This is a genomic window from Enterocloster clostridioformis, from assembly GCF_020297485.1.
Taxonomy (GTDB): Bacteria; Bacillota; Clostridia; order Lachnospirales; family Lachnospiraceae; genus Enterocloster; species Enterocloster clostridioformis.
In genome coordinates, this window is record NZ_JAIWZC010000001.1 from 5325834 (window position 1) to 5348139 (window position 22306).

23 protein-coding genes and 1 pseudogene are annotated in these 22306 nt (G+C 51.2%); 19 read left to right on the forward strand and 5 right to left on the reverse strand.

Translation table 11 applies throughout. The features are described from left to right. Positions 1-9 precede the first annotated feature (9 nt). Positions 10-234, reverse strand: coding sequence for a hypothetical protein (locus LA360_RS26750; RefSeq protein WP_146774957.1), 225 nt, complete (start codon positions 232-234; stop codon positions 10-12). A 221-nt stretch (positions 235-455) separates the two neighbouring features. Here LA360_RS26750 and ltrA point away from each other — a divergent pair, with 221 nt between their 5' ends. From ltrA to hslO, 4 genes are all read left to right on the forward strand, one after another. After that, positions 456-1871 carry a group II intron reverse transcriptase/maturase gene (ltrA, locus tag LA360_RS26755; protein ID WP_166433710.1) on the forward strand — a complete coding sequence of 472 codons (1416 nt, stop codon included), beginning with the start codon at positions 456-458 and terminating at the stop codon, positions 1869-1871. A gap of 505 nt (positions 1872-2376) precedes the next feature. Then, a complete protein-coding gene (locus tag LA360_RS26760; protein WP_112482459.1) occupies positions 2377-3504 on the forward strand; it encodes a group II intron maturase-specific domain-containing protein in 1128 nt (375 codons plus the stop codon). A gap of 130 nt (positions 3505-3634) precedes the next feature. Then, on the forward strand, positions 3635-4402 hold the full coding sequence (locus tag LA360_RS26765; protein ID WP_057573249.1) for a class I SAM-dependent DNA methyltransferase: 768 nt from the start codon (positions 3635-3637) through the stop codon (positions 4400-4402). Between the two features lie 5 nt (positions 4403-4407). Beyond that, a complete protein-coding gene (gene hslO, locus LA360_RS26770; protein ID WP_112482461.1) occupies positions 4408-5286 on the forward strand; it encodes an Hsp33 family molecular chaperone HslO in 879 nt (292 codons plus the stop codon). Positions 5287-5457: 171 nt separating this feature from the next. Here the strand turns inward: hslO and LA360_RS26775 are convergent, their stop codons facing one another. Continuing rightward, positions 5458-5655, reverse strand: a complete 198-nt coding sequence (locus LA360_RS26775) for a cold shock domain-containing protein (protein WP_002569705.1) — start codon at positions 5653-5655, stop codon at positions 5458-5460. Between the two features lie 263 nt (positions 5656-5918). Between LA360_RS26775 and LA360_RS26780 the strand changes: the two genes are divergently transcribed. Beyond that, positions 5919-6464: a DUF5662 family protein gene (locus LA360_RS26780; RefSeq protein WP_022201456.1), complete on the forward strand. Its 546-nt coding sequence runs from the start codon at positions 5919-5921 to the stop codon at positions 6462-6464. 3 nt (positions 6465-6467) lie between these two features. Beyond that, positions 6468-6752 (forward strand): hypothetical protein, encoded by a 285-nt coding sequence (locus LA360_RS26785; RefSeq protein WP_112482463.1) that lies wholly within the window; start codon positions 6468-6470, stop codon positions 6750-6752. On the opposite strand, the gene LA360_RS26790 is transcribed toward LA360_RS26785, so the two are convergent. Continuing rightward, positions 6712-7485, reverse strand: coding sequence for a TMEM164 family acyltransferase (locus LA360_RS26790; RefSeq protein ID WP_022201457.1), 774 nt, complete (start codon positions 7483-7485; stop codon positions 6712-6714). The genes LA360_RS26785 and LA360_RS26790 overlap by 41 nt on opposite strands. Positions 7486-7605: 120 nt before the next feature. On the opposite strand from LA360_RS26790, the gene LA360_RS26795 reads away from it, so the two are divergent. The 12 genes from LA360_RS26795 to LA360_RS26850 all read left to right on the forward strand — a co-directional run bounded on the left by LA360_RS26795 (position 7606) and on the right by LA360_RS26850 (position 18682). Continuing rightward, a complete protein-coding gene (locus tag LA360_RS26795; protein ID WP_002584755.1) occupies positions 7606-8031 on the forward strand; it encodes a DMT family transporter in 426 nt (141 codons plus the stop codon). Between the two features lie 96 nt (positions 8032-8127). Next, positions 8128-8955 carry a helix-hairpin-helix domain-containing protein gene (locus LA360_RS26800; RefSeq protein WP_022201458.1) on the forward strand — a complete coding sequence of 276 codons (828 nt, stop codon included), beginning with the start codon at positions 8128-8130 and terminating at the stop codon, positions 8953-8955. Positions 8956-9016: 61 nt separating this feature from the next. After that, positions 9017-9724: a response regulator transcription factor gene (locus LA360_RS26805; protein WP_002584753.1), complete on the forward strand. Its 708-nt coding sequence runs from the start codon at positions 9017-9019 to the stop codon at positions 9722-9724. Between the two features lie 32 nt (positions 9725-9756). Next, a complete protein-coding gene (locus tag LA360_RS26810; RefSeq protein ID WP_002584752.1) occupies positions 9757-10248 on the forward strand; it encodes a GNAT family N-acetyltransferase in 492 nt (163 codons plus the stop codon). A gap of 3 nt (positions 10249-10251) precedes the next feature. Beyond that, a complete protein-coding gene (gene rlmH / locus LA360_RS26815) occupies positions 10252-10731 on the forward strand; it encodes a 23S rRNA (pseudouridine(1915)-N(3))-methyltransferase RlmH (RefSeq protein WP_002584751.1) in 480 nt (159 codons plus the stop codon). 182 nt (positions 10732-10913) lie between these two features. Then, positions 10914-11984 (forward strand): TRAP transporter substrate-binding protein, encoded by a 1071-nt coding sequence (locus LA360_RS26820; protein ID WP_089775374.1) that lies wholly within the window; start codon positions 10914-10916, stop codon positions 11982-11984. A 31-nt stretch (positions 11985-12015) separates the two neighbouring features. Continuing rightward, positions 12016-12492, forward strand: a complete 477-nt coding sequence (locus tag LA360_RS26825) for a TRAP transporter small permease (protein ID WP_002584749.1) — start codon at positions 12016-12018, stop codon at positions 12490-12492. A gap of 19 nt (positions 12493-12511) precedes the next feature. Beyond that, positions 12512-13819, forward strand: coding sequence for a TRAP transporter large permease (locus LA360_RS26830; protein WP_002584748.1), 1308 nt, complete (start codon positions 12512-12514; stop codon positions 13817-13819). 76 nt (positions 13820-13895) lie between these two features. After that, on the forward strand, positions 13896-14900 hold the full coding sequence (locus tag LA360_RS26835) for a TRAP transporter substrate-binding protein (RefSeq protein ID WP_089775372.1): 1005 nt from the start codon (positions 13896-13898) through the stop codon (positions 14898-14900). Beyond that, positions 14897-16366 carry a sensor histidine kinase gene (locus LA360_RS26840; RefSeq protein WP_022201460.1) on the forward strand — a complete coding sequence of 490 codons (1470 nt, stop codon included), beginning with the start codon at positions 14897-14899 and terminating at the stop codon, positions 16364-16366. Before LA360_RS26835 ends, LA360_RS26840 begins: the two co-directional genes overlap by 4 nt. Further along, positions 16359-17597: a response regulator gene (locus LA360_RS26845; RefSeq protein WP_002584745.1), complete on the forward strand. Its 1239-nt coding sequence runs from the start codon at positions 16359-16361 to the stop codon at positions 17595-17597. Before LA360_RS26840 ends, LA360_RS26845 begins: the two co-directional genes overlap by 8 nt. After that, positions 17594-18682 carry a TRAP transporter substrate-binding protein gene (locus LA360_RS26850; RefSeq protein ID WP_089775370.1) on the forward strand — a complete coding sequence of 363 codons (1089 nt, stop codon included), beginning with the start codon at positions 17594-17596 and terminating at the stop codon, positions 18680-18682. The genes LA360_RS26845 and LA360_RS26850 overlap by 4 nt, the downstream gene beginning before the upstream one ends. Positions 18683-18695: 13 nt before the next feature. On the opposite strand, the gene LA360_RS26855 is transcribed toward LA360_RS26850, so the two are convergent. Both LA360_RS26855 and LA360_RS26860 read right to left on the reverse strand, forming a co-directional pair. Next, positions 18696-19505 carry an AraC family transcriptional regulator gene (locus LA360_RS26855; RefSeq protein ID WP_330378444.1) on the reverse strand — a complete coding sequence of 270 codons (810 nt, stop codon included), beginning with the start codon at positions 19503-19505 and terminating at the stop codon, positions 18696-18698. A gap of 1 nt (position 19506) precedes the next feature. Continuing rightward, a pseudogene (locus LA360_RS26860) lies at positions 19507-20142 on the reverse strand (C45 family autoproteolytic acyltransferase/hydolase); the annotation flags it as partial. Positions 20143-20442: 300 nt separating this feature from the next. Between LA360_RS26860 and LA360_RS26865 the strand changes: the two are divergent. After that, positions 20443-22290 (forward strand): DUF6320 domain-containing protein, encoded by a 1848-nt coding sequence (locus LA360_RS26865; protein ID WP_022201465.1) that lies wholly within the window; start codon positions 20443-20445, stop codon positions 22288-22290. Positions 22291-22306 lie beyond the last annotated feature (16 nt).

Genomic DNA, 22306 nt, shown 5'->3' on the forward strand with positions numbered 1-22306 from the left:
CCCATGATTTTACCCGCCTGCCCGGAACTGTTCCGGACAGGCGCTTTTGTAGGTGCGCCCGGCGGGCGCACGTTCTAACGGGTGAAAGTCCCTGACCCGCCCGGCAGTGGGAAGGGTGCAGCCAATGGCAAGGGCGTCATCGTGAGGTGGGGTCTGAAGGAAGCCGGAGGCAAACCACTGGCCTGTAAAAGTTGTCCGGATAGGCTGTGAAGCGTGGATGAGGTTGCCTAACAAACTAAAGTCCAATAACTGCACGGAACGCCAGCAGTAAACGGGGCAGGTATAAGTGGGAAAGAACGTGTGAGTACCCGGGGAGGTCTCACGGACGTGAAAGTGGCGATAAAACATTCGCTGTCACGGAGTAAAGCTTGCCGTGAGAAGTCAGCAGAGGTCATAGTACCGGGCGGTCGCAAACGCACCGGGAAGGACTGAACAGTAGGAGGTGTCGTTACCAAATGGAAACCGGACATGGAATTAAGTACAGACAACTTCATATTGAGGACTACCTGCGAGAGATACCTGCGGAACAGGGAAGGGAAACAGGAGAGTACGCCCATGAAAGGATTACCGGGAACCCCGACACCAACACGGACTTTCGGACGGACAACCTGCTAGATACGATTCTTAGAAGCGACAATCTAAATGCCGCCTATAAGAAGGTCAAAACGAACAAAGGCGTTGGTGGGATTGACGGAATGCAGGTGGATGAACTTCTACCCTACCTGAGAGAACACCAGTCCGAATTGGTCGAGCAGGTGAGGGAAGGCAAATACAAGCCAAACCCAGTCCGAAGGGTAGAAATACCCAAAGAGGAGAAAGGAAAAACAAGGAAACTGGGGATACCCACAGTGGTAGACAGGGTAATCCAACAGGCAATCGCACAGGAACTGACGCCCTTATATGAAGAACAGTTCTCTGACAACAGCATCGGATTCCGTCCCGGCAGAGGGGCGCATGACGCACTGGAAAGATGTAGGAAATATATCAACGAAGGATATGTCTACGTGGTCAGCATGGATTTACAATCCTACTTTGACACGGTGAACCACAGCAAGCTGATAGAGGTGCTGTCGAGGACGGTGAAGGACGGGAGGGTAATCTCGCTGATACACAAGTACCTGAAAGCCGGAGTAATGGAGGACGGAGGATTTCACGCAACGACCGAGGGCGTGCCGCAGGGAGGCCCGCTAAGTCCCTTATGTGGAAATGTCATGCTGAATGAGTTGGACAAGGAACTGGAGCGCAGGGGACACAAGTATGTGAGGTATGCGGATGACTGCCTGATTCTGTGCAAAAGCAGGAAAAGCGCAGAGAGGACAATGGAAAACATTGTGCCATTCATCACAGGAAAAGTGTTTCTGAAAGTCAATCTTCAGAAAACGACAGTGAGCCACGTCAGCAAGATAAAATACCTGGGCTACGGCTTTTACCGGCATAAAGGGAAATGCCGCATGAGGATACACCCGAAGTCGGTGGCAAAAATGAAGAACCGGATACGGGAGCTGACAACCAGAGGGAACAAATGGAGCAATCAGGAGAGGGAAGAAAAACTCCGAAGCTATGCAAGGGGATGGATTAACTATTATCGATATGCAGACATGAAAAGCCTGATGGAACAGACGGATGAGTGGCTGCGCCACAGAATCCGAGCGGTGTACTGGAAACAATGGAAGAAGGTACGCACAAGATATAAAATGTTGCGGGCGTTACATTTACCAGAGTGGAAGGTGCATGAGATGGCGAACTGCCGAAAGGGAGTGTGGAGAGCGGCGGGAATGCTCAACTCGGCACTCACCAAAAGAATCATAGTGGACAGACTTGGTTATCCCGATATGACTGCCCACTATCTGAAAGTCCGAGTAAACTATTGAACCGCGTAGTACCGAACGGTACGCTACGTGGTGTGGAAGGGGAGGTTAAAATCTCCCCTATCCGATTTGTGCGCCTGGCGGCGCACGTTTCTAACGGGTGAAAGTCCTGAATCCACCTGGTAGCGGGAAGGATATAGCCGAAGGCAAGGGTGTTGCAGGTGACTGCAAATCTGAAGGAAGCCGGATGTGGGGAACGAACCCATGGGCAAACCTCTGGTCTGACGGACAGAAACCGTATAGAAGGCTGTACATGAGGGTAAGTCTGCAACACAAGATGAAGCCCGATAGCTACACGGAATCGTGTACAGTAAATGCGGCAGATAGATGGAGGGAAAGAAACGTGTGGTACCCAGGGAGGTCTGTACGGAATGCTCTGAAAGGAGTAACCATTGCCGAGAGGTAATGCTGAGCGTACAGAAGTCAGCAGAGGTCATAGTAGCTGTTTTCAGTGAAGGACCGAATCAATAGGAGTCTTTAGTACGACAGGGAAAGGAGGAATGGGCAGATGGGTACAGAAAACAGAGAAAGCTGCTCGCAAAGAGATAGCGCGGAACGCAAAGGGTATGTGAGAGCGCACCGCTCATTCAACCGGATATGGAAGGAAAGAGACAGTGCAGAGCCAGACATCTTAAGTAAGATACTGAACAAGGAAAATCTGAACAGGGCTTACAAAAGAGTGAAGGCAAACAAGGGAGCGCCGGGAGTGGATGGAATGACCATTGAAGCGGCGTTACCATGGCTGAGGGAGAATAACTATGAACTGGTAGAGAGAATCAGGAAGGGGAAGTATACCCCATCTCCAGTCAGGCGTGTGGAGATTCCGAAGCCGGAGGGAGGGATACGAAAGCTTGGTATCCCCACCGTAATAGACCGTATCATCCAGCAGGCAATGCTTCAACAGCTCATGCCAATCTACGAACCATTGTTCTCGAAAGACAGCTTCGGCTATCGTCCGGGACGAGGAGCAAAAGACGCCATTCTCAGGATAAAGGAGTATATCGAACAGGGATACACGAGGGCAGTTGTTCTCGTACTGCTGGCAAAGAGCGAACGGGCGGCAGAACGACTGCTGGAATCCAGCACGAAATATCTGGAGGCAAGGCTGAAACTGAGAGTGAATCGGGAAAAGAGCCGAACGGTCAGTGTGTTCGCAATCCAAAATTTTAAGTTCCTTGGTTTTTGTTTTGGGAAGAACGGAACAGGGACCTATATCCGTGTCCATGGAACGTCATGGAAGAAAGCCAAGGAGAAACTGCGCAGGCTTACTTCCCGGAGCAGGTGCGGGAGTATCATCCGAACCATGGAAAAGATAAAAGTCTACATGAGAGGATGGCTGAACTACTATGGGATAGCGGACATGAAGAAAAACATCGAAAGCCTGAATGGATGGTTGTACCGCCGGATACGGATGTGTATCTGGAAACAGTGGAAACTGCCCAAAACCAGAATGAGGAAACTCATAGGACTGGGAGTAGACAGCCATTATGCGGCAACAATAGCCTACGACCGCAAGGGATACTGGTTCAATGCCGGAAACAAGGCGGTCAACTGGGCATTAAGTAAAGAAAGACTGATAAACTGGGGCTTTTATGACTTAGCCGCAGCCTATCAGTCTCTGCACACCAACTATTGAAAGCGCCGTATACGAGAACCGTACGTACGGTGCTGTGAGAGGACGGCGGTTAATCACCGCCTCCTACTCGATTGATGATTCGGTGATGGCTGCGGGAATGAGACGCAGCGCCATTGGGAAGGATGAGGACATGGAAGCATACAGCAGTTTTGCGGAGGTCTACGACATTTTTCAGGACAATGTGCCGTATGAGGAGTGGTGTTCCTATGTAATCGGACTGCTCCGGGAGCAGGGGGTGGAAAACGGCCTGGTGCTGGACCTGGGCTGCGGCACGGGAAGCCTTACCGGGCTCCTTGCAGAAGCCGGGTATGATATGATTGGAATTGATAATTCCGGGGAAATGCTTCAGATGGCAATGGATAAACGGGCGGTCTCGGGACAGGACATTCTTTATCTCCTTCAGGACATGCGGGAGTTTGAGCTTTACGGCACGGTGCGGGCGGTTGTCAGCATATGTGATTCCATGAACTATATTATGGAGTACCAGGATCTGGTGCAGGTGTTCCGGCTGGTCAATAATTATCTGGACCCCAGAGGGGTATTTATATTTGACCTGAACACGGAGTATAAATACCGGGAATTGCTGGCAGATAATACCTTTGCGGAGGCCAGGGAGGAGAGCAGCTTTATCTGGGACAATTTTTACGATGAAGGTTCCGGAATCAATGAGTACGACCTTACCCTGTTTATCCGTGAGGGCGAGTTGTACCGCAAGTATGAAGAGACGCATTTCCAGAGGGCCTACAGCCTGGATGAGGTGAAGAGGGCAGCCAGGGAGGCCGGCATGGAGTTTGTTGCCGCTTTCGACGCATGCACCTCCAATCCTGTGCGGGAGGACAGCGAACGCATCTATATAATCATGAGGGAACATGGAAAGACAATGAGAGACGAGGAGTAAATCGTATGGCAGATTATGTAATCAGAGCAACTGCGGCAGAAGGACAGATCAGGGCCTTTGCCGCCACCACCAGGGACCTGGTGGAACAGGCCAGAATATCCCATAACACCAGCCCGGTGGCAACGGCTGCCCTGGGCAGGCTGCTGACGGCCGGTGTGATGATGGGATGTGACATGAAGGGGGAAGATGACCTTCTCACCCTTAAGATACAGGGGGACGGACCCATCGGCGGCCTGACCGTGACAGCGGATTCCAGGGGAAATGTGAAGGGATATGCAGTTAATCCCATGGTGATGCTTCCTCCCAATGAAAAGGGGAAACTGGACGTGGGCGGAGCGTTGGGCGTGGGCGTCTTAAGTGTTATCAAGGACATCGGACTAAAAGAGCCATATGTGGGACAGACCATTCTGGTGACCGGAGAGATTGCGGAGGACCTGACGTATTATTACGCCACCTCTGAGCAGACGCCGTCCTCCGTGGCGCTGGGGGTTCTGATGAATAAGGACAACACGGTGCGCCAGTCCGGCGGTTTCATCATCCAGCTGATGCCGGGAGCTTCCGAGGATATTATCGGCAGACTGGAAAACAAGCTGAAGGAGATTTCGTCCATCACAACCCTGCTGGACGCGGGCAACACGCCGGAGATGATACTGGAGTATGTGCTGGGCGAATTCGGCCTGGAAACCGGCGGAAGGCTTCCCGCTGTATTTTACTGCAACTGCACAAAGGACCGGGTGGAGAAGGCATTGATCAGTGTGGGCAGAAAGGATATCCAGGAAATGATAGAGGATGGCAAGCCCATTGAGGTGAACTGCCATTTCTGCAATAAGAATTACACATTTTCCGTGGATGAGCTGAAGGATATGCTGAAGAAAGCCAGATAGGGCGCCAGGGCAGGAATATCGTGCGGATATAACCGGTTTTTTAAAGAGATAACAATAAGAGCCAGTCGCAGGACTGGCTCTCACTTGTAATCATTTGAAATCAGATATAACTTACTTCAACCTCTATCAGTGATGATATATGTTTGAAAAAGGTACACTGTTGTTCATTGATTATAATTTGGTTACGTTTGTAGCCTGAGGACCCTTAGCTCCGTTTACTACATCGAACTCAACTTCTGCGCCCTCGTCTAAGGACTTGAAGCCATCCATGTTCAGACCTGAGTAGTGAACGAATACATCGTTTCCCTGCTCGTCGGAAATAAATCCGTAACCCTTCTGGTTGTTGAACCACTTAACTGTACCTTTCATTACGATACCTCCAAAAAATATAAAAAATAAAAAAATGTGATATGTTGCAAGCTATTTCGCAACTGTCCTAAGGATATCATAAATGTTGAAAAGTGTCAAACGTTTTTGGGCATTAAGTATAAACAATTTATATAAACCTCAGATTCTGTTGTTCAAAGGTTAAAATATGAAGAAATACAGGCAAAAAGGTGAGTTTTATGATATACTAAAGCATATTTCAATACAATGCGCTATGAGTATTAATGTGTAAAGAAGGGATTTGAATGAAAATCTGTAATATATGGAACCATTTTTCTACCATTACAAGGCACAGAAACCTGGTCAGGAAGCATTGCTTCCAGATTGGCCTGTATTGGCAGGGGCTTACCCATGATCTTTCCAAGTACAGCCTGGAAGAGTTCTGGACCGGGGTCAGGTATTATCAGGGAAACCGCAGCCCCAATGCGGCTGAGCGTGAGACCGTGGGGTATTCCAGGGCCTGGCTCCACCATAAGGGCAGGAATAAGCATCATTATGAGTATTGGATTGATATTTCCAGCCATAAGGAGGAGGGCCTGGTGGGCAATAAGATGCCGCTGCGGTATGTGGCCGAGATGGTCTGCGACCGGATAGCTGCATGTGAGGTGTATAAGGGAAAAGCCTATACCAGCGCGGCTCCGCTGGAATACTACGAGTATACAAAGAATTACATCACCATCCATCCCCAGACCAGAGCGCTTTTGGAAAAGCTTCTCCATATGCTGAAGGACCAGGGGGAGGAGACTGCCTTTGCCTATCTGCGCAAACTTTTGAAAAAGGGAACGTATTGAGGAATGGTAAGAGGGCATGGCAGAAGCCGCCTTCCGTCTGGCTGGAACAGCCGGCCCGGTTGGGGGAACAGCCGGCCCGGTTACCGGGAACAGCCGGCCCGGTTGGGGAACAGCCGGCCCGGTTACCGGGAACAGCCGGCCCGGTTGGGGAACAGCCGGCCCGGTTGGGGAACAGCCGGCCCGGTTGGGGAAACAGCCGGCCCGGTTGGGGAAACAGCCGGCCCGGTTGGGGAAACAGTCAGCCCGGTTACCGGGGAAACAGCCGCCTCAGGGACAGGTGGCAGATAAAGCCTCCCAGAACCATGGCTGCCAGATACAGAAGGTTTCCGGCGGCAGTACCTATGGTGAGGGCAATCTGGTGGAAAACAATCTGTCCGTTTGGATAATAGGGGCTGATATAAAACATATCAGCGTTGCCGTAGGGGTGGGAAACCACGTTTATGAACGTGGCTATACACACGCAGGCCAAAAACAGGGGCAGCATGGATACAAAGTCGCCTGGGGTCCTGCCTCCCAGGCCGGTCATGGCGCAGTACAGGCCGATGAAGATGAGCATAAAATGCCACAGGAACCCGTGGAGCGTCAAAAGCAGATAGGGATGCATGAGGCCGCTGGGTTCCGCCAGTGCCATGACGCCTCCCAAAAGGGCAAAATCCTGCATGAAGGTGCATATGCGCTTTTCCGTGGAGCGATGGGACGGGTGCCTGAATAACGGAAGAATCAGGCACAGGTACATGGGGACGCTGCACAGCTGGAAGGGAAAATACCACCAGTTGTACTGGCCCTGGCTGACGATAAAATATAGGAAGCTCTGCTTATACAGTTCGCTGACAGCTAAAATCAGGCCGCAGATAAACAGCACACCGCGGGGGTGCAGGCATATGCGTGCCAGGCGCCGGGCCAGAAAGACGGCAAGCGGTATGCCGGCAGCGCAGAGCAGGATGTGAAAGGCGGAGTATGGTTCAGGTGCCTGGATGGGCCATGCGGCAGCCTGTAGTAATGTTTTTATGAATGATAGCATAGCTGAGCCTCCTGACGGAACGATTATACATCATATGCGGAAAGAATGCCAGAATAAAATAGAAACCTGTGGGAATGCTAAGATAACGGTAAAATAAGTGGAAGGGCAGGAAAATAATACATGGGATTTATCATAGCATTGCTGTCAGGCGCCTTAATGAGCATACAGGGCGTATTTAACACGGAAGTGACAAAGCAGACCAGCGTCTGGGTGGCCGCGGGATGGGTACAGCTCACGGCCTTTATTACCTGCGTGGTCATATGGATGTTTACAGGAAGGGAGCCCGTGGCCGGCATTATGCAGGTTACGCCCAAATATGTGCTTGTGGGCGGTATCATGGGAGCCCTCATCACCTATACGGTCATCCGAAGCATGGGAAGCCTGGGACCGGCCAAGGCGGCTCTTCTGATTGTGGTCTCGCAGATTATCATTGCGTATGCCATTGAGCTGTTCGGGCTGTTCGGCGTGGAGAAGGCTCCCTTTGCATGGAACAAGATAATCGGGGCAGTCATTGCCATAGGCGGAATTGTAATTTTTGAAAGATAAAATTTGGAAACTAACGCTTGTAATTGCAGGGGGTTTCCGATAGAATAGGAGTACAGGCTGGGACGGTGCTCTCTGGAAGGAGGGATACCGCCCAAGATGAAACTTACATCTTTCAAAGCATTGAAACTGGCAGTGATTGTCATATGTATGTTGGCTGCAGGCATATGCTATAGCTGCAGTGTGAAGAACCGGGATATTGGACTGGAAAATATGGTCATGGCATTGGAACCTGACGGTGGTACTGCTGCTGAGGAACGTACGGGGATGGAAAGCCCCCGGCAGCGGGATGAACCGGAGGGCGGGGCCGGGACCATGTCCGCGGGCGCAGATGGAGAGCATCTGCGGGGACAAGATTGTATGCCGGGACAGGAGGACGTGCCGTCCCAGGCAGGCAGGCTGTCCGAAGGCGATATGCCGCCCCGGGAAGATATGCCTCTGGTATATATCCATGTATGCGGTCTGGTGTGTACGCCGGGCGTATATGGACTTCCCGCAGGCAGCAGGGTATATGAGGCCATTGAGGCAGCGGGAGGATTCTCGGAAGCAGCGGTGCCGGATTATCTGAATCTGGCCCAGGTGTTAGAGGACGGCATGAAGATACAGGTGCCGGACCGTGAGCAGGCAGAGGAATGGAAGGCCCGGGGGCTGACCCAATCAGGCATATCCGCGGGTGCTGTGTCAGCGGGCGTTCAGACGCCCGGCAGGACGGGGACCGGCGAAGGCGGCGCTAAGGCCATGGTGAACCTTAACACGGCTTCTAAGGAGGATCTGATGACCCTCAGGGGAATCGGAGAATCCAGGGCAGAGGACATCATCCATTACCGCGAAGCGTTTGGCGGGTTTAAGTCCATTGAGGATATCATGAATGTATCCGGTATCAAGGACGCTGCATTTGAAAAGATTAAGGACAGTATTACAGTGTAAATGATGGCAGGCGGCCTTGGTTATCAGGCCGCCGTTTAATGATAGATAAGGGGAATGGAACATGGCAAGAGTATTAGTGGTTGACGATGAGAAATTGATTGTAAAAGGAATCCGCTTCAGTCTGGAACAGGACGGGATGGAAGTGGACTGTGCATATGACGGCGAGGAGGCCATTGAACTGGCAAAAAAGACAGAGTACGATATCGTGCTTCTGGACGTGATGCTGCCCAAGTATGACGGCTATGAGGTGTGTCAGGCCATACGTGAGTTTTCGGATATGCCCATAATTATGCTGACGGCCAAGGGCGGCGATATGGATAAGATTCTGGGACTGGAGTACGGCGCCGATGATTATATCAGCAAGCCCTTCAACATACTGGAGGTCAAGGCCAGAATCAAAGCCATCATACGAAGAAGCGGGAAGAGCAAACGTCAGAAGCGGGAAGAGCCGCAGTCCGGCGTCATTGGCGCAGGTGACCTTAAGATGGATACGGAGAGCCGCCGGGTGTTTATCGGTGAGCGGGAAATCAATCTCACGGCCAAGGAATTTGACTTGTTGGAGCTGCTGGTGCGCAATCCCAATAAGGTATACAGCAGGGAAGCGCTTCTGACCTATGTATGGGGAAATAAGGCCATGGACAGCGGGGATGTGCGTACCGTGGATGTCCATGTGAGAAGGCTCCGTGAGAAAATCGAACCCAGTCCCAGCGACCCAAGGTATGTACATACGAAGTGGGGCGTGGGATACTATTTCAGGGTAAAGGCTTAAGAACAGCGAAGGATGCGAAAAGAGGACAGAAGATGGATGCCATTACCATAAGGACAGCGGTGCCGGCAGATTTGGACGCAGTGGCACAGGTGGAGGCAGCCTGTTTCCCGGCAGCGGAGGCAGCAGACAGAAAGAGTTTAAAGGAACGTCTGGATGTATTTCCTCAGAGCTTTTTGGTGGCTGAGGATGGAAACCGAATCATCGGGTTTATCAATGGCGCTGTCACAAATGGGAGGACCATTGGAGACGAGATGTTTGAGGATACTTCGCTCCATGAGCCGGAGGGCGCTTACCAGAGCATATTCGGCCTGGATGTGATTGAGGAATACCGGCATCAGGGGGTGGCCTCCCGTCTGATGGAGGCCATGATTGAACGGGCCAGGAGCCAGGGGCGCAGGGGGCTTATTCTTACCTGTAAGGACCGGCTGATTGGGTATTATGAAACCTTCGGATATGTGAATATGGGCATTTCCCAATCCGTTCACGGCGGGGCTGTGTGGTACGATATGATACTGGAGTTTTAGCAGATGAAGATTACCCTTGTTACGGTTGGAAAGATTAAGGAACGGTATTTTGAGGATGCCATCAGGGAGTATGCCAAGCGCCTGAGCCGCTACTGCAAGCTGGACATTATCCAGGTGGCGGATGAGAAAACACCGGATGGGGCCGGCGAGGCCATTGTAAGGCAGATCAAGGAAAAGGAAGGACAGCGCATTCTTTCTAATATTAAAGATGGGGCTTACGTCATTGCCCTGGCCATTGAAGGCAAGATGCTGACCAGCGAGGAACTGGCCGGCAGGATTCAGAGGCTGGGAGTGGATGGGGTAGGCCATATTGTGTTTGTCATAGGGGGGTCGCTGGGATTATCCGGGGACGTCATGAAGCGGGCGGACTATGCCCTCAGCTTCTCTAAGATGACATTTCCCCATCAGCTGATGAGGGTGGTGCTGTTGGAGCAGATCTACAGGAGTTACAGGATTATTTCGGGGGAGCCGTATCATAAGTAGCGCCTCTGATCATTTAAAACTATAAAATATAGCCCTTCCATACTATCAATATCTTGCGGTCATGTCTTATTTCTTATAGGATATGGCCCATTTTTTGTAGTTCAATCTGAAGCGGAAAAGCTTATAATCTTCCTGTAAAGAAAACGTTAAGAATCCCAAAGGGGAGAACAGGAGAAAAGATTATGATGAAAAAGGCATTAACATTGGTATTGGCCGGAGTAACCGCATTGTCATTGACTGCATGTGGGGGAGGTGCATCCGCATCCGCGACCACAGCCCCGGCACCGGCCGCAGGCGGAGAGACTAAGGATGACGAGGCCAAGGCGCCTGAAAAGGATGTGAAGACAACTACATTAAAGCTGGCTTTTAACCAGTCGGAAAAGCATCCCCAGTATCTGGCCCTGTCCGAGATGAGCGATGCTTTCTATGAGGCTACCGGCGGAGCATATAGAATCGAAATCAGCCCCAACGAGCTTCTGGGCTCACAGAAGGATGCGTTTGAGCTGGTTCAAAGCGGTACCATCCAGATGGCAATGGTGGCAAACTCTATTGTGGAAAATGTAAATCCCGATTTTGCCGTGCTGGGTCTTCCCTATGCGTATGACAGCGTGGAGCATCAGAAAAAGGTATTTACTAGCGGTGCTCTGGACGATATCTTTGCTAGTACAGAAGCCAATAATTTCAGCGTTATGGCGGCCTTTACAGCGGGAGCGCGCTGCATTTATACAGACAAGCCGGTTCAGACCCCGGCGGATTTAAAGGGATACAAGATTCGTGTCATGGAATCCCAGACCTGTATCGCCATGCTGGATGCAATGGGCGGAGTGGGAACACCCATGGCCCAGGGAGAGGTTTACACCGCGATTCAGCAGGGTGTAATCAACGGCGGTGAGAACAATGAAATTACCTATGCGGATTTAAAGCATTATGAAGTGGCTCCTTACTTCTCTTACACACGTCATCTGATGATTCCTGATCTTCTGGTTATGAATACAGCCACCTTAAAGGGAATGAGCGAAGAGGACCAGCAGACCTTAAAGGATCTCTGCAAGGAGTACACGGAACGTGAATTCCAGCTGTGGGATGAGAACCTTGAGGGTGCAAAGAAGACGGCAGAGGAAGCCGGCGCCCAGTTTATCGATGTGGACATCGCTCCTTTCCAGGAAGCATGCCAGCCTGTTATCGACAATGTGACAAGCAAGAGCGAGGGAGCAAAGGCATTATACGAGGAAATTCGCAGCCTTGCCAACTAACAGGGATTTGTAGAAAGCGGGGTCATGACTCATGGAATCAGCAAAGAAAATCCTGGACAGGATTATCGAATGGGTATGTGTGGTACTATTGGCTGTCATGACAATCCTGGTGACCTTCCAGGTTGTTGTGAGATACTTCTTTAACAGTCCCAACGCGTATACGGAATCACTTTCCAAGTATATGTTTGTATGGATGGTTATGTATGGATCCGCCTATGTGTTTGGACTGCGGGAGCATATGAATATCGGCTTTGTCCGTGACCATATGCCTTCAAAGACAAGAGTGGTTGTTGAAATGCTGGGTGAACTGATGGTTGCCTTATTCGCGGCAGGCGTCATGATATTCGGGGGCTATAAGCAGGTTACAAGCCAAATGATCCAGATGGATGCGGCGCTTCAGATTCCCATGGGAATTATCTATTCGGCAGTGCCTGTAAGCGCATGTTTCATCCTCTTCTATTTTATCTACAACGAGATGAAGCTGGCAAAAAAACTGAGAGAAATCTAAGAACAAAGGAGATAGAATTATGGATCAGGCAATACTTGTAGCACTGGTTATGCTGGTCTGCGTGCTGACCATGCTGGTTTTGGGCATTCCCATCAGTATCAGCATCGGTCTGGCCTCCACCATCGCCATGCTGTTCGTGCTTCCCTTTGAGAATGCCATGGGAACAGCGGCACAGAAGGTATTTACAGGCGTCAATTCCTTCTCATTGCTGGCAATACCCTTTTTCATACTGGCGGGGAATATCATGAATAACGGCGGTATCGCCATACGGCTGGTGAACTGCGCGAAAATTTTAAGCGGCAGGATGCCGGGAGCCCTGGCAGAGACCAATGTGGTGGCCAATATGCTGTTCGGCGCCATCAGCGGTTCAGGCGTGGCGGCAGCGGCAGCTATCGGCGGAACCATCGGACCTCTGGAGGAAAAAGAGGGTTACTCAAAGGATTATATGGCGGCTGTCAATATTGCGTCCGCCCCCACAGGAATGCTGATTCCTCCCAGCAATACCCTGATTGTGTACTCCACGGTTGCGGGCAGCGTGTCAATCTCCGCGCTGTTCATGGCAGGATATCTTCCCGGCCTTTTGTGGGGAATCGGAGTAATGGTGATTGCGGGTATTATGGCGTCCAGACGCGGATACAGAAACCGGGATGAAATCACCCTGGCCATTGTGTTAAAAACCGTGTGGGCGGCCATACCCAGCCTGCTTTTGATCGTAATTGTTATTGGCGGTATTTTAATAGGGGCTTTTACGGCCACGGAAGGTTCCGCTATCGCAGTGGTATATTCCCTGCTGCTGAGCTTTATCTACCGCAGCATTAAGATAAGGGATTTAAGGAGGATTCTGCTGGACAGCGTAAAGATGACTGCTATCGTAATATTCATGATTGGCGTGTCGTCCATCATGAGCTGGATTATGAGCTTTACCAATATACCTGCTATTATCGCGGATGTACTTTTGGGACTGACCAACAGCAAAATTGCCATTCTTCTGATTATGAACCTGCTGCTTCTGGTGGTGGGAACCTTCATGGACCCTACCCCGGCAATCCTGATATTTACACCTATATTCCTTCCGATTTGCGCCAGCTTCGGCATGCACCCCATCCATTTCGGAATCATGATTGTATTCAACCTCTGTATCGGTACAATCACGCCGCCGGTAGGACCTATTCTGTTTACCGGCTGCAAGGTGGCGAATGTGAAAATCGAGGAAGTATTTAAGACGCTTCTTCCGTATTTTGCAGTGACAGCGGCCATACTGTTACTGGTGACTTATGTACCGGCCATCTCCATGACCATCCCTAATGTACTGGGGCTTGTAAAATAAAATCATACGGCATCCAAAATCCCTCAGCTTCGGTTGAGGGTATTTGGTGTTGTGGAAAGGAGGGAGTTATGATACAATGTCCGCAAAATTTAGTTTCCAGAAAGGAAAGCCTCACGTGACTTTAAACATTCATCCACGTATTCCCATGCAGAAAGCCTCAGCCCTGACAAAGGCCCTGGCAGCGGTTCTTATGGCAGCGTCGGTCCTTCTTACCGGCTGCGCGCCTGCCTGCGGATCGGATAGTCCGTCCCTTCCCCAGAGCCAGGCCGTAATCCTGAGGCTGGCTGAGACCATGCCGGAGAATCATCCCTCCGCCCGGGCCATGGCTTATTTTGCGGAGATGGTGAGCCGGGAAACCCAAGGACGGGTAACGGTCAAGATTTATTATAACGGCAGCCTGGGAACCCCCACGGAAATCATTGAACAGGTAAAATTCGGCGGTATTGCCATGGCCCGCGTCAATGTCCTGGAGCTGTCGGAGGAGGTGGAATCCATCCGCAAATTCTTTGTCCCTTCCAACTTTGCAGGCGGAGACGCACAGATAGAGTGGGTACGCAACAATGAGGAAACCCTGAGGGACGAATGCCAGATGGACCGTATCACGCCCCTGGTCTGGTATTACCCTGATTTTCGGTGCTTCTACGGTACGGACTGCACTTTTTTGGACAAAAAGGATCTGGAGGGAAAGAAGATTGAGAGCAGCGAGTCCGCCCTTATGGCGGAGATTTTCCGGGAGATGGGAATTGAGCTGGCAGGCTCAGTCAATACCAATACCTACAAATCACTGATATCAGGCAATATCGACGGGGCTGAGTCTTCATTTTCCGAGTTTATATGCAATAACTACGACCAGTATATTCATTTTGTCACTAAAAATGATGCATGGTGCCTTCCGGATGTGATGATTATTAATACGGAAAACCTGACCTCCCTCTCCAAAGAGGACAGGGAGGCCGTGGAAAAGTGTGCACAAAGCACATACCAATACCAGAAACAGAGCATGGAGCAATTCCATAAGATTTGGGTGGAAACGCTTACCGAGGAACCGGAGGTTAGATTCAGCGAAGGAGCGTTCAGATGAAGAAACTAAAATTCTGGTGGAAACAGTTCTGTTTTTCAGTGGGTGCCCAAATCAATGCAGTGCTGCTTCTGATGCTGATACTGTTCCTCTCATTTTCCATATACAACCACTCTCTGTTTAACCAGTTTAATGCCAGATATCAAAAGGAGATCAATCAGTACTACTCCATACTGGAGCTGAAAAACCATTTCCTCCAGAGCGGCATCCTGTTTGAGGAATATATGAAAACGGGAAACCGCACCACCCTGGCAGAGTTTAATGATACCTATGAAATAGCCAGGTCTGTCATAGATATCCTGTATACAGAGAGCACCAATGAGGAATCCTGGTATCTTTTGCGGGGAATTGACCAGTCCTTTGAATCCTATTACAGTGAATGCTGCAATGCCTCCTTTCTGTTTAACGGCAATGATTACCGGTACTATGACAGCTTTTACTACAGCCAGACCATCGGAGAATATCTGGAGAAATACACCAATGAACTGCTCCAGTATGCGCTGGAGTCCAGTGTGGACAGCAACCGGGAGCTGACCCACAGACGGAAGGTGATGACCGCATTCAACATGGGAGCCGTGGCAGCTGCCTGTGTCCTCATTGCAGCGTCAGCCAGCTATATTTTTGTGAGGGTGACACGGCCCTTAAATGAGCTGAAAAAACAGGTGGAGGAGATAGCCAGGGGAAATTTGGACGCACATGTTAAGGAGAGCTTCGGGGAAAATACTGTGAGCATGCTCTCGCGGGCATTTAACCATATGGCCTTCAGCCTGAAGGAAAAAATAGAGAGCGAAAAGCAGCTGCTGGTGGAACAGCGCAAAAACGAGGAGTATGAAAAGCTGCTGAGCCAGGCCCGCTTCCTTGCGCTTCAAAGCCAGATTAATCCACACTTCCTCTTTAATACCTTAAACAGCATTAACAGGACCGTCATGCTGGGGCGCCAGGAACAAGCGCTGACCATGCTGGATTCATTGGCAGTGCTGCTGCGCTATAATCTGGCGGACGCACAGACACCGGCCCTTTTAGGAGAGGAGCTGGGGATTACGGAGGAATATCTGAAGATTCAGAAAATGCGTTTTTCATCCAGGCTGAACGTGGATGTCAGGCATGACCGGAAGCTGGAACAGGCTGTGATGCTTCCAAGGTTTACCCTGCAGCCCCTTGTGGAAAATGCGGTAATCCATGGGCTGGAACCCAAGGAAGAGGGGGGAACCCTTATTCTGGATGTCAGGAGGGCGGGAGATTATATACGGATACGGATTTGTGACAATGGAATGGGCATGGAAAGGGAGCGCCTGGAGAAGATCAGAAGGCGTCTTTCGGAGAAACAGCCGGAACGGATTGGAGTCTGGAATATATGGCAGAGGCTTTCCTTATATACGGGCAGGGATGACAGCCTTAAAATCATGAGCAAAAAAGGTGCAGGCACCATTGTCAGTATTTACCTGCACAGGGGAGAAGAAGATGTATAAAATATTGATTGCAGATGACGAGGAACTGGAGCGGGAGGCACTGCGCTTCTTTATAAATGAATCCTCCCTGGATATAGACCAGGTCATAGAATGTGCTTCGGGAACAGAAGTTATCAAGCGGGTGATGCTCGACAGGCCGGATATAATCGTGCTTGATATCAACATGCCCGGCCTGAACGGGCTTCAGGCATTGGAAAAAATCAAAAGTCCGGATTACAGGTTCCGCGCTGTCTTTTCCACAGCATATGACTATTTTGAATATGCGGTGGAGGCCCTGCGCCTTGGGGCAGTGGATTTTATGGTAAAGCCTGTGAAAAAGGAGGCGTTTATCAATGTAATTATGCGGGCCATTGACGAGCTGGACGCGGAGGCGGAGAAGGAGTACCGTGAAACAAAGCTGTTAAAGACTCTGGACATGATGGAGAGCAAGATGGTGAATGACCTGGTTCTGGGCAATATGCCGGAGGAGGTTCTCTACTATCTGGATTTGAAAAACATTTCAACTGAGTGCAGCGGAAACTGTTTCTGCATCCGCATTCAGAGCTCTCTGGATAAATGCGGCAGACAGAAGCTGTATCAGGCTGTCAGGAAGGAGTTTGATTATCTGGACCTGACTGTTATGTTCAGCGAGACAAACCACATGGTTACGGCTGTTGTTTTCTGCCGTGAGCCGGATGTGCTGCCGGGAATTTTCCGGAAGATGGAAGAATTCCTGGCTTCGATATTAAGACAGCAGCAGATTGCCTTCATGATGGGAAGCGGAACCCCCTTTGTGGATGTAAGCCAGATAGAGGAGAGCTATGAGAAAGCCCGGGAGCGTGTGGGAGACATGGTGGCCCAGACCGAGTGCGGGGAAGAAGGCACGGAACATGACAGAGACATGCCCAGGGAGGTGGAGGGCATCTGTTCCTTCATACAGGAAAATTATCAAAAACGCCTGACGCTGGATGCCATCGCGTCGGAAGCCGGGTTCAGCAAATACTATGTAAACCGCCTTTTCAAGCAATATATGGGGACTACGGTGGTGGATTACCTGATTCGGATCCGGATGAAAAAGGCAAAGGAACTGCTGCGAAACGAGACCTACAGTATCAAGCAGATAAGCGGTATGGTGGGATATTCGGAGCCAAATTACTTTACATGGACATTTAAGAAGATGGAAGGAATGTCTCCGTTAAAGTTCCGCTATGAGCAGGCGGAAGGCATCAGAGAGGAGAAGGACGGGGAATGAGAGTAGTGTACAGGGCATGGATTCTGATGGCGGCTCTGATGGTGCTGGTACTGGGAGGATGCGGCGGTTTTGAGAAACCGAAAGAGGGGACGGCGTCTGCCACAGGACAGGGGAAGGGCGTACCGGCAAAAAAACCTGAAAGGATATACTCCATGCAGATTGGCCACTCCCAGCCTGTGGACAACCCGCGCCACCAGTCATTCCTGCTGTTTAAGAAGCTGCTGGAGGAGAAAACAGATGGAGGAATCCAGGTGGACATCTACCCTGCCGGTCAGCTGGGCAGCGAGGCATCTATGCTGGAGCAGGTCTGTGACGGAACCATACAGGGATTTCGCGGGGGGCAGCTGGAGATAGTTCCCAAGATGCTTGTGTTTTCCCTCCCCTTTCTCTGCGAAGACAGAACGCAGGCAGAGAGGCTGGTAAACTCTGAATTTGCCAGGGAAATAAGCATGGATTCCCTGAAAAGCGGCGCAACCATATTGGGAATCGGTGATGCAGGCGGATTCAGGCAGTTTTCCAACAGCGTGCGGATGATCCGCAGGCCGGAGGATTTAAGAGGGCTTAAGATGCGCTCCAACGGCATGGACACCATCAATAAAACATTGGAAGCCCTGGGAGCCGAGGTCATGACTGTTCCTTACAACGACCTGTATATGGCTTTGAAGGCAGGTACCATTGACGGTCAGGAAAATCCCTGGGTCAATTCCTCCGGGATGCGGTTTTATGAGGTCCAGAAGTATTTTACAGAGGTGAATTACCAGTTTCACCCGGAACCCTTCTACGTAAATACAAGATGGTATGAGTCTCTGCCCCGTGAGTATCAGGAGATTTTGGAGGAATGTACGCAAGAGATGATGAAGGAGAATAACCGTCTCATTGATGAGAATGAAGTGCAGGCAATGGAAAATATCCGGGCCAACGCTGAAATATACACCCTTTCCAGTGAGGAACGGCAGGCCTTTGTGGAGGCCACACAGGTGGTATATGAGGAATACATGGAGAATGGACTTCTGACCAGGGATGAGCTGGCCCGTATGAAACGAATCATCAGAGGGGAAGAAGAGCAGGATTACCCATACAGGTGATGGCCTGTATGGGTTATTGGACAGGAATATAAATGTCAGTCTGGCTGTCAGGATGATAAAATCCCAGAAACCGTTCATCGTACAGCTCAAAATCCTCTCTGCCGTCCAACTTTTCCTGGGTGGTGAGGGACCATGTGCCCCAGATATACTGATAGGTCAGCGGCAGGCTCTTTAGGGAACCTGTGTGGGTGAACACGGCATACTTTCCGCCGGGAATGGTCTTATACACCAGGGGAGGAGGAAGGACAGACATGGAGCTGACTTCCACGGACACCACCTCGGAGAACGGCAGATCGTCGCTCATGGTGTACAGGGTGTTTCCCTCACCGCAGGATTCACATATGCCAAAGCCCCGGCCGTGAGGAAGCTGGCCGGGAATCTGCGGCACCAGGTCAAGAAAACGGGTCCAGAGCTGGGGAATCTGGTTGTTCCTCAGGGTAGTGCGGTCTCTCAGGCCGGCGGTGAGGATATCGGGAATCTCCACGATCCGGGGGCGGACCGTTAAGGAGTCTGTCAGATGGGCCAGCAGGTGCTGGTCCGCTTTTGGTTTCTGGCTTATGATGACATCCAGCCGTTTTTTCCGGTAGCAGGCCGGACTTGTATGGTAGACGGCCTTAAAGGCCCTGCTGAAGGCTTCGCCGGATTCAAACCCATGGTCCAGCGCAATGTCAATGACGCGTCTCTCCGTGTAGACCAGTTCCCTGGCAGCATGGGACAGGCGCCGCTTTTTTATATAGCTGCCCACGCTCTCCCCGAGGACGGCGGAGAACTGGCGGTTTAAGTGGTAATAAGAATATCCTGCCTCCCTGGCGGCATCCTCCACGGTGAAGGTTGTATGCCACAGGCATGTCTTTCAGCATGGACAATGCCTCCTTTACATCGCGGCAGTTTTCCAGCAGGGTACGGACCACGGCCCAGAACTGAAGTCCGGCGACCGCGGGCCTGCGCATCTCGGGCAGGGGGCCGACAGGAAAACCGCTGGAGCTCAGCGTGACGGTCAGTCCCATTTCATTGATGCCGTCGTCCCGGCCGATTCCCAGCACGCTGGTGCCTATGTGTGTATATTTTCCGGTGATGCGGGTTTTTATGACAGTAAAGTCCTCCGCCTCATCGTTGAATTCATAATTCCGGGCAGCCATGGGATGGCCGGAGGCTGTCATGGAGGGCAGAAGGGCCAGATGGCTGCAGCGAGGCGTAAGCCAGGTCATGCCGTAATAGAGAACCTGCTCCGGCGCGCAGCCCAGGGCATCGGCAAATCCGGCCAGCTCCTGCGTAAGTCCGGGACACCAGCGGCGGAAACACTGGCTGGCCTGGTTAAACTGTGTCAGGCCGAAGCCGGGGAAACCGCTTGAGAACCGTTTTTTGAGGCCGGGGACGGACGCCAGACGGCTGCCCAACAGGCGGCCGGCCTCGTAGCTGCTTCCTGAGAGCTCCAGGGCATGTGTATGTATGGTTTTCATAGGGATACCTCCTCTTGTTGTTATATCTCTATTTTAGGTGAAATAAAGGAGGAATCATGATATTTCCTGCGGAATTTGATAGCAGATTCCCGCTGTCCGGGTTTATGGGTCCAATATATCATATCCGGGGCAAAAACAAAAGACGCCGGGAAAAGGTCCAAAGGTCAAAGCAGATGAGTGAAAACAAAGTTTAAGTATAATATAGTTGTGATTGCAGGATGATAGAGATATAATGGCAGAAAATACAGTTTGCGCCGGACCCGCGAAAAATCTGCGGGACGGCCGGCAGAAAGGGGCGCTATGAAGAAGAATCCCCAGGGAAAACGGTGGCACAGGCTGGATAACACAGGTAAAATATTCCCTATGATAGCCAATGAAAACCTGAGCAACGTATTCCGTATTTCCGTAACATTAAAAGAAGAGATAGATCCTGGTCTGCTGGACCGGGCGCTGGAAGAAGTCCTGCCCCGGTTTGGCGGGTTCAAGGTGAAGCTAAAGAGGGGCTTTTTCTGGTATTACTTCGAGGAGAACAAACGCCAGCCCTTTGTTGAGCAGGAGAGCAGCTGGCCCTGCCGCTATATCGACCCCAAGAGCAACCAGCTCTACCTGTTCCGCGTAAGCTATTATGGGGCCAGAATTAATTTGGAGGTATTCCATGCGGTGACGGATGGCATGGGAGCAGTGAATTTTCTGAAGGAACTGACCGCAGGCTACCTGGAGTTAAAGCGGGGAGGCCGAAGCAGGGATGTGGGGCCGGGGGAAGGCGAGTCCGCCCAGACAGAGGACAGCTACCTGAAGCATTACCGGAAAATGCGGACCAGACGCTACAGCTCCCGTCCTGCGCTGCGCCTTACAGGGAGATATATACCCTTTGGGGGACAGAGCGTGGTTCACGGTTACGCGGACACAGGAGAGCTGAAGGCAGTGAGCCGTAAAATGGGGGTCAGTATCACGAAGTACCTGACGGCCTGCCTGATCTGGTCCATTTCCAGGGTATACCAGGAGGAAGAACAGGAGGGACGCCACATCGGTGTGAACCTTCCCATTAACCTGAGGGCCTTCTTTGGCTCCAACACAGCCTCCAACTTTTTCGCGGTGACAGCCATTGACCATGAACCCGGACAGGGCAGGGATGAATTTGAGGAGATTCTCGCATCCGTATGCAGACAGATGGACGAGAAGATTGTGAAGGAAAAGCTGGAGGAGACCATATCCTACAACGTCTCAAATGAGAAAAAATGGTATGTCCGCATCCTTCCGCTGTTTGTCAAGTGGCTGGCTCTTGGCTTCATTTTCCGCCGCAATGACAGGGCCCATACCATTACCTTATCCAATATCGGACTTATCTCCATGGACCGGGAGTATCAGGAGGATATTGAAGGGTTTTGCATGCTGATTGGCGTGTCTGAGCGCCAGCCCGCCAAATGCGGCGTGTGTTCCTTTGGTGACAGGACAGTCATTACCTTCACCAAGGTATTCCAGGATTCCAGGCTGGAGGAATGTTTTTTCGGCCGCCTGAGGTCAGACGGAATTCCGGTGGAGCTGGAGAGCAACGGCGTTATCATGCCGGAGTCGGATAAGGGGAATTATCCGGTGATTCAGCATGGCGAGAGCATATGGAAAAAACTGGTACTGGTATGCTACGGGGTATTGGCTGTGGTGGCCCTGTTTCTGGGATTGGTGAATATCGCTACCTATGACGGACTCTGGTGGTCCGGGATTGCCATACCGGGAATCGCCTATGTGGGGCTGACCCTCCGGTATTCCATCCTGCGCCATGCCAACCTGGGAAAATCACTGCTGATACAAACGGTCGGCATGCAGATTCTGCTTGTGATGATAGACCGGGTCCTGGGATTTGAGGGCTGGTCCGTCAACTATGCTGTGCCGGGAACCATACTGTTTGCGGATGCGGCCGTGGTGCTGCTCATTGTTGTAAACCGTTTGAACTGGCAGAGCTATTTCATGTACCAGATCGCTATTACGGTTTTCAGCTTTATCCCCCTGATTTTATGGGCCGCAGGGCTGGTCACGCATCCGGCCATGGCAATCATAACAGTAATACTGACCGTGGGAATCCTGGCTTTGACCATATTTCTGGGGGACAGGAGATTTAAGAACGAACTCATCAGACGGTTTCATCTGTGATAACGGAGGGACCCTG